13 protein-coding genes are annotated in these 12,044 nt (G+C 52.0%); 4 read left to right on the forward strand and 9 right to left on the reverse strand.

What is annotated here, in order from left to right:
* Positions 1–3: 3 nt before the first annotated feature.
* The 3 genes from mdoG (at position 4) to ACLJTG_RS00095 (ending at position 4,376) form a co-directional block, all read left to right on the forward strand.
* A complete protein-coding gene (gene mdoG, locus ACLJTG_RS00085; RefSeq protein ID WP_001562609.1) occupies positions 4–1,539 on the forward strand; it encodes a glucans biosynthesis protein MdoG in 1,536 nt (511 codons plus the stop codon).
* Positions 1,532–4,075, forward strand: coding sequence for a glucans biosynthesis glucosyltransferase MdoH (mdoH, locus tag ACLJTG_RS00090; protein WP_001044609.1), 2,544 nt, complete (start codon positions 1,532–1,534; stop codon positions 4,073–4,075). Before mdoG ends, mdoH begins: the two co-directional genes overlap by 8 nt.
* A gap of 73 nt (positions 4,076–4,148) precedes the next feature.
* Positions 4,149–4,376, forward strand: a complete 228-nt coding sequence (locus ACLJTG_RS00095) for a YceK/YidQ family lipoprotein (protein WP_001217832.1) — start codon at positions 4,149–4,151, stop codon at positions 4,374–4,376.
* Here ACLJTG_RS00095 and ACLJTG_RS00100 read toward each other — a convergent pair whose 3' ends face one another.
* From ACLJTG_RS00100 to ACLJTG_RS00110, 3 genes are all read right to left on the reverse strand, one after another.
* Positions 4,377–4,751 (reverse strand): MysB family protein, encoded by a 375-nt coding sequence (locus ACLJTG_RS00100; RefSeq protein ID WP_000180050.1) that lies wholly within the window; start codon positions 4,749–4,751, stop codon positions 4,377–4,379.
* An 81-nt stretch (positions 4,752–4,832) separates the two neighbouring features.
* On the reverse strand, positions 4,833–6,047 hold the full coding sequence (mdtG, locus tag ACLJTG_RS00105) for a multidrug efflux MFS transporter MdtG (RefSeq protein ID WP_000075053.1): 1,215 nt from the start codon (positions 6,045–6,047) through the stop codon (positions 4,833–4,835).
* A gap of 154 nt (positions 6,048–6,201) precedes the next feature.
* Positions 6,202–7,122, reverse strand: coding sequence for a Kdo(2)-lipid IV(A) acyltransferase (locus ACLJTG_RS00110; RefSeq protein ID WP_000163977.1), 921 nt, complete (start codon positions 7,120–7,122; stop codon positions 6,202–6,204).
* A 219-nt stretch (positions 7,123–7,341) separates the two neighbouring features.
* Between ACLJTG_RS00110 and ACLJTG_RS00115 the strand changes: the two genes are divergently transcribed.
* A complete protein-coding gene (locus tag ACLJTG_RS00115) occupies positions 7,342–8,394 on the forward strand; it encodes a rhodanese-related sulfurtransferase (protein WP_001144623.1) in 1,053 nt (350 codons plus the stop codon).
* Between the two features lie 51 nt (positions 8,395–8,445).
* Here the strand turns inward: ACLJTG_RS00115 and ACLJTG_RS00120 are convergent, their stop codons facing one another.
* The 6 genes from ACLJTG_RS00120 to dinI form a co-directional block, all read right to left on the reverse strand.
* Complete coding sequence (locus ACLJTG_RS00120) at positions 8,446–9,021, reverse strand: YceI family protein (protein ID WP_000739886.1); 576 nt, start codon at positions 9,019–9,021, stop codon at positions 8,446–8,448.
* Positions 9,018–9,590, reverse strand: coding sequence for a cytochrome b (locus ACLJTG_RS00125; protein ID WP_001159796.1), 573 nt, complete (start codon positions 9,588–9,590; stop codon positions 9,018–9,020). The genes ACLJTG_RS00120 and ACLJTG_RS00125 overlap by 4 nt, the downstream gene beginning before the upstream one ends.
* Positions 9,591–9,852: 262 nt before the next feature.
* A complete protein-coding gene (locus ACLJTG_RS00130; protein ID WP_001253282.1) occupies positions 9,853–9,966 on the reverse strand; it encodes a YceO family protein in 114 nt (37 codons plus the stop codon).
* A gap of 40 nt (positions 9,967–10,006) precedes the next feature.
* Positions 10,007–11,125, reverse strand: a complete 1,119-nt coding sequence (gene solA / locus ACLJTG_RS00135) for an N-methyl-L-tryptophan oxidase (RefSeq protein ID WP_000872776.1) — start codon at positions 11,123–11,125, stop codon at positions 10,007–10,009.
* Between the two features lie 112 nt (positions 11,126–11,237).
* Positions 11,238–11,492 (reverse strand): biofilm formation regulator BssS, encoded by a 255-nt coding sequence (gene bssS, locus ACLJTG_RS00140; RefSeq protein WP_000414441.1) that lies wholly within the window; start codon positions 11,490–11,492, stop codon positions 11,238–11,240.
* Between the two features lie 289 nt (positions 11,493–11,781).
* A complete protein-coding gene (dinI, locus tag ACLJTG_RS00145) occupies positions 11,782–12,027 on the reverse strand; it encodes a DNA damage-inducible protein I (RefSeq protein ID WP_001217764.1) in 246 nt (81 codons plus the stop codon).
* Positions 12,028–12,044 lie beyond the last annotated feature (17 nt).

Below are 12,044 nucleotides of genomic sequence, written 5' to 3' on the forward strand. Positions count from 1 at the left end.
CAAATGATGAAAATGCGTTGGTTGGGCGCAGCTATTATGTTAACGCTCTACGCATCATCGAGCTGGGCGTTCAGCATTGATGACGTGGCAAAACAAGCTCAATCTTTAGCCGGGAAAGGCTATGAGGCGCCTAAAAGCAACTTGCCCTCCGTTTTCCGCGACATGAAATATGCGGATTATCAGCAGATCCAGTTTAACAGCGATAAAGCCTACTGGAACAACTTAAAGACCCCTTTTAAGCTCGAATTTTACCATCAGGGGATGTACTTCGATACGCCGGTCAAGATTAACGAAGTGACGGCGACGACGGTCAAAAGAATCAAATACAGCCCGGATTACTTCAATTTTGGCAATGTTCAGCACGATAAAGACACGGTAAAAGATTTAGGCTTCGCCGGGTTCAAAGTCCTGTACCCCATTAACAGTAAAGATAAGAACGACGAAATCGTCAGTATGCTTGGCGCCAGCTATTTCCGCGTTATCGGCGCAGGCCAGGTATATGGCTTATCTGCGCGCGGCCTGGCGATTGATACCGCCTTACCATCTGGTGAAGAGTTTCCCCGCTTTCGCGAGTTCTGGATTGAGCGTCCAAAACCCACCGATAAGCGTTTGACCGTCTATGCATTACTCGATTCTCCGCGCGCGACCGGCGCTTACCGTTTTGTGATCATTCCTGGCCGCGATACCGTGGTGGACGTGCAGTCAAAAGTCTATCTGCGCGATAAAGTGGGCAAGCTGGGCGTTGCGCCATTAACCAGTATGTTCCTGTTTGGGCCAAACCAGCCGTCGCCGACGACCAACTATCGTCCGGAACTGCATGACTCGAACGGCTTATCCATTCATGCGGGTAATGGCGAGTGGATTTGGCGTCCGCTGAACAATCCAAAACACCTCGCTGTGAGCAGCTATGCAATGGAAAACCCTCAGGGATTCGGCCTGTTGCAGCGTGGTCGCGAGTTCTCGCGCTTTGAAGATTTAGACGATCGCTACGACCTGCGTCCAAGCGCCTGGATTACCCCGAAAGGCGACTGGGGCAAAGGTAAGGTTGAACTGGTTGAAATTCCGACCAATGATGAAACCAACGATAACATCGTCGCTTACTGGACTCCGGATCAACTGCCGGAACCGGGTAAAGAGATGAACTTCAAGTACACTCTGACCTTCAGCCGCGATGAAGATAAACTTCATGCGCCGGATAATGCCTGGGTGCTGCAAACACGCCGCTCAACGGGCGACGTTAAACAGTCGAATCTGATTCGCCAGCCCGACGGCACTATTGCCTTTGTGGTGGATTTCGTTGGCGCCGACATGAAAAAACTGCCGCCGGATACGCCTGTCGCTGCGCAAACCAGCATTGGCGATAACGGTGAAATCGTTGACAGTAATGTACGCTATAACCCAGTCACTAAAGGCTGGCGTTTAATGCTGCGCGTGAAAGTCAAAGACGCGAAGAAAACCACGGAAATGCGTGCCGCATTGGTGAATGCCGATCAGACGCTAAGTGAAACCTGGAGCTACCAGTTACCTGCCAATGAATAAAACAACTGAGTATATTGACGCACTGCTGCTTTCTGAACGTGAGAAAGCGGCATTGCCGAAAACTGACATCCGCGCCGTGCATCAGGCGCTGGATGCCGAGCATCGGACTTACTCGCGAGAAGACGATTCACCGCAGGGTTCCGTAAAAGCCCGCCTTGAACACGCCTGGCCGGATTCATTGGCGAAGGGGCAGTTAATTAAAGATGATGAAGGGCGCGATCAGTTGCAGGCTATGCCAAAAGCGACGCGCTCTTCGATGTTTCCCGATCCCTGGCGAACCAACCCGGTTGGCCGTTTCTGGGATCGTCTGCGTGGGCGGGATGTAACGCCGCGCTATGTTTCTCGTCTGACAAAAGAAGAGCAGGCGAGCGAGCAAAAATGGCGTACCGTCGGCACTATACGCCGCTATATTTTGTTAATTTTGACTCTGGCGCAAACCGTCGTCGCGACCTGGTATATGAAGACCATTCTGCCTTATCAGGGATGGGCGCTCATCAATCCTATGGATATGGTGGGGCAGGATATTTGGGTCTCTTTTATGCAGCTCCTGCCCTACATGCTGCAAACCGGTATCCTGATTCTGTTTGCCGTGCTGTTCTGCTGGGTGTCAGCCGGATTCTGGACGGCGCTGATGGGCTTCCTGCAACTGCTTATCGGGCGCGATAAGTACAGCATCTCCGCGTCTACGGTTGGCGATGAGCCCCTCAATCCGGAACACCGGACGGCGCTGATCATGCCTATCTGTAATGAAGACGTTAGCCGCGTTTTCGCCGGTCTGCGCGCGACCTGGGAGTCCGTTAAAGCCACAGGCAACGCCGCGCATTTCGACGTCTATATCCTTAGCGACAGTTATAACCCGGATATCTGCGTGGCGGAGCAAAAGGCGTGGATGGAGCTTATCGCGGAAGTGCAGGGCGAAGGCCAAATTTTTTACCGTCGCCGCCGCCGCCGTATGAAACGCAAAAGCGGCAATATTGACGATTTTTGCCGCCGCTGGGGCAATCAGTACAGCTATATGGTGGTGCTGGACGCGGACTCAGTGATGAGCGGTGAGTGTCTGAGCGGGCTGGTGCGCCTGATGGAAGCGAATCCAAACGCCGGGATTATCCAGTCTTCGCCGAAAGCGTCGGGAATGGATACTCTGTATGCCCGCTGCCAACAGTTCGCGACCCGTGTTTATGGGCCGCTGTTTACCGCCGGGCTGCATTTCTGGCAGCTGGGGGAGTCGCACTACTGGGGGCACAATGCCATTATCCGCGTGAAGCCGTTTATCGAGCACTGCGCTCTGGCGCCGCTGCCGGGAGAAGGTTCGTTCGCCGGATCGATTCTTTCCCACGACTTTGTGGAGGCGGCGCTAATGCGTCGGGCAGGGTGGGGCGTCTGGATTGCCTACGATCTCCCCGGCTCCTATGAAGAGCTGCCGCCAAACCTGCTGGATGAGCTTAAACGCGACCGCCGCTGGTGTCACGGCAACCTGATGAACTTTCGTCTGTTCCTGGTGAAAGGAATGCACCCGGTGCATCGCGCCGTGTTCCTGACGGGGGTAATGTCATATCTGTCCGCGCCGTTATGGTTTATGTTCCTCGCGCTTTCTACCGCGCTGCAGGTCGTTCATGCGTTAACAGAGCCGCAATATTTCCTTCAGCCGCGCCAGCTTTTTCCGGTCTGGCCGCAGTGGCGTCCGGAACTGGCAATCGCGCTGTTTGCGTCAACGATGGTGCTGCTGTTCCTGCCGAAGCTGCTCAGTATTATGCTGATCTGGTGTAAAGGCACCAAAGAGTATGGCGGTTTCTGGCGCGTTACGCTGTCGCTGTTGCTGGAAGTGCTGTTCTCCGTGTTGCTGGCGCCGGTGCGTATGCTGTTTCATACCGTGTTTGTGGTCAGCGCGTTTCTCGGCTGGGAAGTGGTCTGGAACTCACCGCAACGCGACGATGATTCTACGCCGTGGGGAGAAGCCTTTATGCGTCACGGCTCTCAACTGCTGCTGGGGCTGGTCTGGGCGGTGGGTATGGCGTGGCTGGATTTACGCTTTCTGTTCTGGCTGGCGCCGATTGTCTTTTCGCTGATTCTGTCGCCATTTGTTTCGGTGATCTCCAGTCGTTCAACGGTAGGATTGCGCACCAAACGCTGGAAGCTGTTCCTGATCCCGGAAGAGTATTCGCCGCCTCAGGTGTTGGTCGATACCGATAAATATCTGGAGATGAATCGCCGCCGTATTCTGGACGATGGCTTTATGCATGCGGTATTTAACCCGTCGCTTAATGCGCTGGCGACCGCGATGGCCACCGCGCGTCACCGCGCCAGTAAGGTGCTGGAAATAGCCCGCGATCGTCATGTGGAGCAGGCGCTAAACGAAACGCCGGAGAAACTGAACCGCGATCGGCGTCTGGTTTTGCTCAGCGATCCGGTGACGATGGCGCGTTTACACTATCGGGTCTGGAATGCGCCAGAGAGATACTCTTCCTGGGTAAACCATTATCAGTCTCTCGTCCTGAATCCGCAGGCGTTGCAGGGACGAACATCGTCAGCGGGATAAGGTCTTCAGGTCTGGAGTGAGGTGAAAAATACCGGCGTGATGCCGGTATTTTTATAGTGAAATGAGGTATCAGGTGCGTATATTCGCGGTGAGCATAATGGTGATTACCCTGAGCGGCTGCGGCAGTATTATCAGCAGAACGATCCCCGGACAAGGACACGGCAACCAGTATTACCCTGGCGTGCAGTGGGATATGCGTGATTCCGCATGGCGCTATATCACTATCCTCGATCTGCCCTTCTCACTGATCTTCGATACACTGCTACTGCCGCTCGATATTCACCACGGGCCTTATGAGTAATTAACGCTCATCCCATTCGTCTGCCGCAGTACGGCCTTCCTCGGTATCAAGCGGGGGTTCAAGCTGGAATTCCCCTTCATCCCATTCATGCAAAGTATTCTCTTCCTGCCATTCCTGGCGGATCTCTATCTCATCATAATCGCCGTCAAACACGCTCTGTGCGGCTTCACCACTCAGCATCGGCAGACATTCGCCATCTTCACCTTCATCGGCGAAAAATTCGACCTGCCACATGATGTCCCCATCCTGCAGTACATATTTCTGAACGTTGAACTGCTGCACATTCGCTTCGTCTTGTTCGAGGCCTGGATGGTCAGCCAGAAATTCTTCCCGGGCTGCATCGATAGCTTCTTCCAGCGTGGCATACATGGTCATCAGTGTCTCCCTTTGATTTGATGAGGTATTTAGGGAAAGAATAGCTGATTCTGTAATATTGCAAGTATGAAAGCGCAAAAATTATTCTATTGCCAGTCTGCGCCGTCGTAAGCTGTTCCATGAATAGATAGCATTGAACAACACCACGCCTGCCGTGACGCAGAATACGGCGCGGAAGCCATAGCTCGCGGAAATTGCGGCGCCCATGAGAGGGCCGGTGACGTTGCCGATATCGCGGAAAGATTGGTTGTAACTGAATATGCGCCCGGCTATCTGGTTGGTAGAGTTGTAAACCAGCAGAGTTTGAACGGCTGGCAGCAGCGCGCCATCCGCCGCGCCAAGCAGAAACCGCAATAGCGCGAGCTGCCACGGCGTTTGCACAAAAGACATTGGAATCAGCAGCAGTACGGAAATAATCAGCGCGACGATAAGGATCTTTTCCGGGCCAATTCTGTCGCCAAGCTTGCCGAGCCGGGGGGCGCTAAGTAATGCCGCCACGCCGGGAACGGACGCTATCATTCCGCTAATGAACGCAATATTACTGACATTTCCCGCGAGTTCGCGCACATAGAGCGTCAGGATGGGCGCAATAGACCCCGTCGCCACCTGAATAATCAGCGTGGTGACAAACAGGCTTAACACCAGGCGGGGATTTTTTAACGAGGCGACCACTTCCCGAACGTGAAGCATCTCTTTTTTGCTCACCGGCAGGAAATTCTCGCGAATAAAAAAGAAGGTGAGCAGAAAACAGATAAACAAAACGCTGGCGGTAATAAAAAAGACCGGACGAAGGCCGTAATGGTCGGCGAGCAGACCGCCCGCAAGTGGGCCAAGAAGAGCGCCGCTGACGCCGCCAGTAGAGAGCGTCCCTAACGCCCAGCCGCTTTTATGGCGCGGCACCTGAGTGGCGATGAGCGCATTGGCGTTGGGAATAAATCCGCCCAACAGGCCTAATAACGCGCGGAGGATCAGAAATTGCCAGATATTTTGCGCCATGCCCATTAACAGCATCACAATGGCCATGCCGAGAGCGGAACGCAACAGCATGATCTTACGCCCTTTACGATCCGCCAGGCCGCCCCAAAAAGGGGAAGCGATAGCTGAAAAGAGGAACGTAATACTAAAGACCAGCCCGGACCACATGTTGAGCGCGCTATGGCCTGTTACGCCGAGTTGCTCAACGTAAAGAGGAAGAAAAGGCATGACCAGGCTGAATGCCGCGCCGGTTAAAAAACAGCCCAGCCAGGTAACGGTTAGATTGCGTTTCCAGTTTATGGGGACATCAGAGGGTGACATAGCGTTCCACAGTATGATGCGCGGTTTGCGCTATCATCAATTTAATTATGAGCGTACTAATTATAATTATGCGCCGACCTTACCAGCCTCGCAATGTGGGGAGCTTTTAAAGCTAAAAGAGGGGAAAAATTGCAGCCTGACGGCTGCAATCCTGTCAATAGCGCGACGGTACGCCTTCAGGGCGAGTTTTAAAGCGGCGATGCAGCCACATATACTGCTCTGGCGCCATCATAATGCACTGCTCAACAATTTTATTCATCCACGCGGCAGTCGCTTCTGCGCTCTCCAGCGGAGGCGAATATTCCGCAGGAAGAATGATCAGTTCGTAGCCTTTCCCATCGGGTTTACGGCGAGGCACGAAGGGGATAATACAGGCTTTAGACATGCGCGCGAGCATCCAGGTACCGGAGGTCGTGGCAGCCTGGTCGACAGCGAATAATGGTACAAAAACGCTGGCGCGCGGGCCATAATCGTGATCCGGCGCATACCAGATCAATTCGCCGCTTTTCAATGCCTTAACCATGCCTTTCAGATCTTTGCGATCCAACATCGATTTATTGGAGCGTAAGCGTCCCCAGGTCTGTAACCAGTCGAGCAACGGATTATCATTCGGGCGATAAACTCCGATCCCCGGGTTATGCATACCAAACATGCGGGCGCCAAACTCAAGGGTAAGAAAATGTATTCCTACCAGAATGAACCCCAGCCCCTGCGCCTTAACTTCACGGATATGCTCCAGACCGCTCGCTTCCATCCAGCGGTTCACTCGCCGATCGGGCCAGAACCAGGCCATGCCGGTTTCCATCACGCCCATACCGACGGATTCAAAGTTTTTGACCACCATAGTGTGGCGTTCCTGCGCGGTCATTTCCGGAAAGCATAATTCAAGGTTGCGATAGGCGATTTTTGCGCGGCGTTTCATTACGCGTCGCGCCAGGTGGCCCAATGCGCAACCCAATTTATAGATGACCGGGTAGGGGAGTTGCACGACCAACCAAAGCGCGCCTATACCCAACCAGGTTAACCAATAGCGCGGGTGCAGTAAGGCCACGGAGAACTTAGGCAACTTCGTCATTTCTATCCTGTCTTTCAACGAACAATTCCCCGTATTCTCGCATCTTTTTGCGTTGAGCAAAAATATGTAGCAGGAGAGTGGCGATTAAATCGACAATTGTTGTTAATTATTTAGTGTAAAGCAGGAAATGTAGCGCAAAATGTGTGGATGTAAATTGGCGAGACTTGCCTTATCATGCCTGCCCACTTTATTTTTTGCTGATTGCAGGATACGTACACCATGCCAGTGTTACACAACCGCATCTCTAATGACGAGCTGAAAGCCAAAATGCTGGCGGAAAGCGAGCCGCGTACGACAATTTCTTTTTATAAATATTTCACAATCGCCTCGCCGCAACAGACGCGGGACGCGTTGTATCAGGTGTTTACGGCGTTGGACGTTTTTGGTCGCGTTTACCTGGCGCATGAAGGCATCAATGCGCAAATCAGCGTGCCGCAAAGCAAGCTCGAGACGTTTCGTCAACAGCTTTATACGTTCGATCCCGCGCTGGACGGGCTGCGTTTAAATATCGCGCTGGAGGATGACGGAAAGTCATTTTGGGTGCTGCGTATGAAAGTTCGCGACCGTATCGTCGCTGACGGTATTGACGATCCGAGTTTTGACGCCAGTAATGTCGGCGATTATCTGAAGGCGGCAGATGTGAATGCGATGCTGGACGATCCTGACGCGGTCTTTATTGATATGCGCAACCACTATGAGTATGAAGTCGGCCATTTCGAAAATGCTCTGGAAATCCCGGCGGATACGTTTCGTGAACAGTTGCCAAAAGCGGTTGAAATGCTGCGGGAACATGCAGATAAAAAGATAGTGATGTACTGTACCGGCGGTATTCGTTGTGAGAAAGCCAGCGCCTGGATGAAACACAACGGTTTCAATAAAGTCTGGCATATTGAGGGTGGCATCATTGAGTACGCCCGTCGCGCGCGCGAGCAGGGGCTTCCCGTTCGCTTTATCGGCAAAAACTTTGTATTTGATGAGCGAATGGGCGAACGAATCTCGGATGAGGTTATCGCGCATTGCCATCAGTGCGGCGCGCCCTGCGATAGCCATACCAACTGCAAAAATGACGGTTGCCATCTGCTGTTTATCCAGTGTCCGCAGTGCGCCAGTAAATTTAACGGCTGCTGTAGTGAACAATGCTGTGAAGAGTTGGCCTTGCCGGAGGAAGAACAGCGCCGACGTCGCGCGGGTCGTGAGAACGGCAACAAAATTTTTAATAAATCGCGTGGTCGGCTTAATAGCAAACTGAGCATTCCCGATCCGGCTGAGTAATATTTTTCCGGATAGCGGCGTAAAGGCCGCTATCCGGCATTTCGCCAGGCGTTACTTCTGCTGAACGCCTTCTACTGAGATGATAAGCTCAACCTCTTGTGAGGCCGGGCCGAGATCGGTAGTTATATTGAAATCCTTCAGCTTAATTTTTCCTTCGGCCTCAAAGCCCGCGCGCTTACCGCCCCACGGATCGTCGCCCTGGCCCATCAGCTTCGCTTCCAGCGTCACCGGTTTAGTCACGCCATTGAGCGTCAGATTGCCGGTAATATCCAGTTCATCGCCCTCTTTTTTCACGCTGGTAGAGGTGAAGGTTGCCTGAGGGAATTTCGCAACATTAAGAAATTCCGCGCTACGCAGGTGTTTGTCACGTTCGGCATGGTTAGTGTCGACGCTATTGGTGTTAATGGTCACGTTCACTTTGTCTGCCGACGGATTTTTTTCGTCAAAAGTGAACGTGCCGTCGAAATCTTTAAAGGTGCCGTATAGCCAGCTGTAGCCCAGATGCTGGATGCGGAAATTGACGAACGCATGTTGGCCTTCTTTATCAATTTTATACTCCGCCGCCACGGCGGAACCGGTCGTGAATAACAAGGATGCGAGGGTGAATCCCAGCAGGTTTTTTTTCATTTTTGAGCTCCATAGTCAGATGACGACATTCCTGTCATACGTTTCAGAGTGTCGTCTTTATCGATGAAATGGTGTTTTAGCGCCATAACCCCATGCGAGAGCGAGATAATGACCAGCGACCAGGCAAACCACAGATGCAGTGTTCCGGCGATGTCAGCCTGCGCGCCCGCGTCCGTAAGCGTGGCCGGAATCTCAAACCAGCCAAAGACGCTAATCGGTTTACCGTCGGCGGTGGAAATCAGGTAGCCGCTAATGATTATCGCAAAGAGCAGGAGATACAGGAGGAGATGACCTGCGGCGGCGCCAATGCGCGTTAAACGGGAATAGCTGGTCAACGCAACGGGCGGCGGCGAATAAAGCCGCCAGATAATACGCACGATCAGCGCCATCATCAGTAACATGCCAATACTTTTATGTAATTCCGGCGCCTGGTGATACCAGCCGTCGTAATAACTGAGCGTGACCATCCATAAACCCAACGCAAACATGCCATAGACCACCAGGGCGGTCAGCCAGTGGAGCGCGGCGGAAACTACGCCATAACGTTGTGGAGTATTTTTAAATTGCATAAACACACCAATGAATATTTCACGAGAGAATGAAAATGGCGTGGAAAAGCGCCGAATGCAACTTATAAATAAGAATTTGAATGATATTTATTTTTATTTCAATAATTTTGATGTTGTTTGCGGTTCAGCTTCAGAAGTTTCGAGATATTTCCCCCTGATAACCGCACAACGGCAGGAGTTGGCATTATTGCCGTGCTTCAACATTATGAAATAAAAAGTGAGGAACTTTCAGGAAGTGTCAGTTAACGTCAATGAAAAGCAATCAGAAGAAAAGGAGATAAACAATATCCATCACCGCCAGCAGCGACCAAAGAATAACGTAAAGCATGAAATGTTCGCGAATATTATTCATCAGAAAATGAAAGAGACGACGCATAGCTTACCTTAATAAACAGCCCCTTTACGGGGCCGACAAATTATTGGCTAAAACGGGACAGCCGGAACGGCGTCAGATCAAAGGAGGGCGTTTTTCCCAACGCAAAATCTGCAGCGATTTCTCCTAACACCGGGGCGAATTTAAAACCATGTCCGCTGAGTCCAGTGATGACAAGCGTATTCTCATGGCCAGGCAGCGTATCGATAATAAAATCCTCGTCCGGCGAATTATCATAGGTACATGCCGCCCCATGTAAACAACCGCCGATACCCGGCAGTACGTTACGCAGGAAAGGAAATGCTTCCGCGCCATCGCTGGCAACGGCGGCAAAGGGCTTGCGCTCTTCCTGAGCCTGTATTCGCTGTCCGCCATTGTGTTTGCCGATTTTTAACTCGTCGTTCTCCGCCGGGAAGCCGTAATATTGATCGCCGTTGGGCATTTCGCCGGTAAAGGCCGGAAAGCGGTTTTTAGTGCTGTAACGTCCATCCGCCTTAAACCAGGCAAAAACTTTACGTACGGGCTGAACGGGCAGCTCCGGTACCAGCGCTTTGACCCAGGTGCCCGCGCTAATTAGCGCCTTGCTGGCGTGGTAGCTGCCTTCACTCGTCTCTATCGTCACACCGTTATCATCATGATGAATATGGCTTACCGGGCTGTTGAATAGCTGTGCGCAGCCAGCCTCTCGGGCCAGACGAAGCCATGTGGTAATGGCTAATTCGCTGCGCAGGAAACCGGAGTCAGCTTCAAACAGCCCGATATAATTATCGGGCACGCGAATTTCCGGCCAGCGCGTCATGAGGGCCGTCGCGTCCAGGCGCTCGACGTTCAATTGCCACTGTTGCGCGCTTCGTGCGACGTTGGCTAAGAAAGCGGAATCGGCCGGGCCGAGGTTGACGACGCCGGAGCGGACAAAAATAGGCTCTTCATTGTGTGTGGAGAGTTCATCCCAAAGCGTCTGGGCGCGAAGCACCAGCGGGACATATTTTTCGCCTTCACCATAAGCGTGGCGGATAAGACGGGTATCGCCGTGGTGGCTGCCCTGTTGATGAGGCGGCATATGCGCATCGGTCATCAGGACCTTTAGCCCGGCGCGGGTGGCGTAATAACCAGCGGCGGCGCCAACCGAACCGCTGCCGATAATAATAAGGTCGTATTTCATCAGCTTCTCTCTGCTATCGCGATGATTTCAGGGTAAATAACTGCGCTGAGATATACAAGCCAGAAATAAGTGAGGCACCTTACGGTGCCTGAGAGAGGGGGAGCGCGTCACGCTAATGGCGACGATACTCGTTTTCCTGGTAATCGCCTGATTCTATTTTGGCGATGCCGGCTTCTAATATTGAAATAAATTGCCTGGCTACATCTGTCGTTAACCAGAGCGTTTGACCAACTTCAGTCCCTTCCGGTTCCGGACGATTTGGGGTCTGGTAGTGTAAACGCAGCATCAGCGCATCATAGCTATCGACGGTGCTGATGTCCCATCCTACAAGCGGATGGGTCTGAATGACTTCATTATTCTTTTCCATCATGCCCCCCTGGTACGTGTTATAAGACAACGGTTCTCGAGGTTCAATGCGTGTTTTTCTTCTGAAGCAACTTCAGTATACCAATTAATAAGGCTATTCACTGCGTTTTTAAAGAGACCGGAGGATAAATTTCTCTTTTTAAGAATTATATGAACAATAAAGCGGCAGTTCATTCATATTTTTTTAGGATGTTGTGCAATTATTTTGACGGTCAGGCGAAATATTCATCAGTTGCGCAAATAAAAAAGCCGGGGCGACCCGGCAAACATACATCACTGCATATCATTTTTTATTCATTGATGAACCAGTCATCAGCGCTCTCCCAGGTCTCCTGGAGAATCTCGCTAATGCGTTCTTTTTCCTCTTTTGATGCGCCAATGACGGACAAGTTGTTGGCGGTAGCGTAACGCACGGTGACGTTACCCAAGTTCTCAGGAAAATGATGGCTAATACGACGGGAGAGTTCGCCCGCCAGCGCATCAATCGCACCGGCAGGCAGAGGTGACGTTTTGGCTATAGTGACTTCAATACGCATAATGGCCCCCTGTTGAA

It is taken from the genome of Salmonella sp. SAL00672, assembly GCF_046552175.1.
Taxonomy (GTDB): domain Bacteria; phylum Pseudomonadota; class Gammaproteobacteria; order Enterobacterales; family Enterobacteriaceae; genus Salmonella; species Salmonella enterica.

Coding starts and splice junctions, on each gene's coding strand:
- mdoG (WP_001562609.1), top strand. CDS start 4: ATGATGAAAATGCGTTGGTTGGGCGCAGCTATTATGTTAACGCTCTAC.
- mdoH (WP_001044609.1), top strand. CDS start 1,532: ATGAATAAAACAACTGAGTATATTGACGCACTGCTGCTTTCTGAACGT.
- ACLJTG_RS00100 (WP_000180050.1), bottom strand. CDS start 4,751: ATGACCATGTATGCCACGCTGGAAGAAGCTATCGATGCAGCCCGGGAA.
- mdtG (WP_000075053.1), bottom strand. CDS start 6,047: ATGTCACCCTCTGATGTCCCCATAAACTGGAAACGCAATCTAACCGTT.
- ACLJTG_RS00110 (WP_000163977.1), bottom strand. CDS start 7,122: ATGACGAAGTTGCCTAAGTTCTCCGTGGCCTTACTGCACCCGCGCTAT.
- ACLJTG_RS00115 (WP_001144623.1), top strand. CDS start 7,342: ATGCCAGTGTTACACAACCGCATCTCTAATGACGAGCTGAAAGCCAAA.
- ACLJTG_RS00120 (WP_000739886.1), bottom strand. CDS start 9,021: ATGAAAAAAAACCTGCTGGGATTCACCCTCGCATCCTTGTTATTCACG.
- ACLJTG_RS00125 (WP_001159796.1), bottom strand. CDS start 9,590: ATGCAATTTAAAAATACTCCACAACGTTATGGCGTAGTTTCCGCCGCG.
- ACLJTG_RS00130 (WP_001253282.1), bottom strand. CDS start 9,966: ATGCGTCGTCTCTTTCATTTTCTGATGAATAATATTCGCGAACATTTC.
- solA (WP_000872776.1), bottom strand. CDS start 11,125: ATGAAATACGACCTTATTATTATCGGCAGCGGTTCGGTTGGCGCCGCC.
- bssS (WP_000414441.1), bottom strand. CDS start 11,492: ATGGAAAAGAATAATGAAGTCATTCAGACCCATCCGCTTGTAGGATGG.
- dinI (WP_001217764.1), bottom strand. CDS start 12,027: ATGCGTATTGAAGTCACTATAGCCAAAACGTCACCTCTGCCTGCCGGT.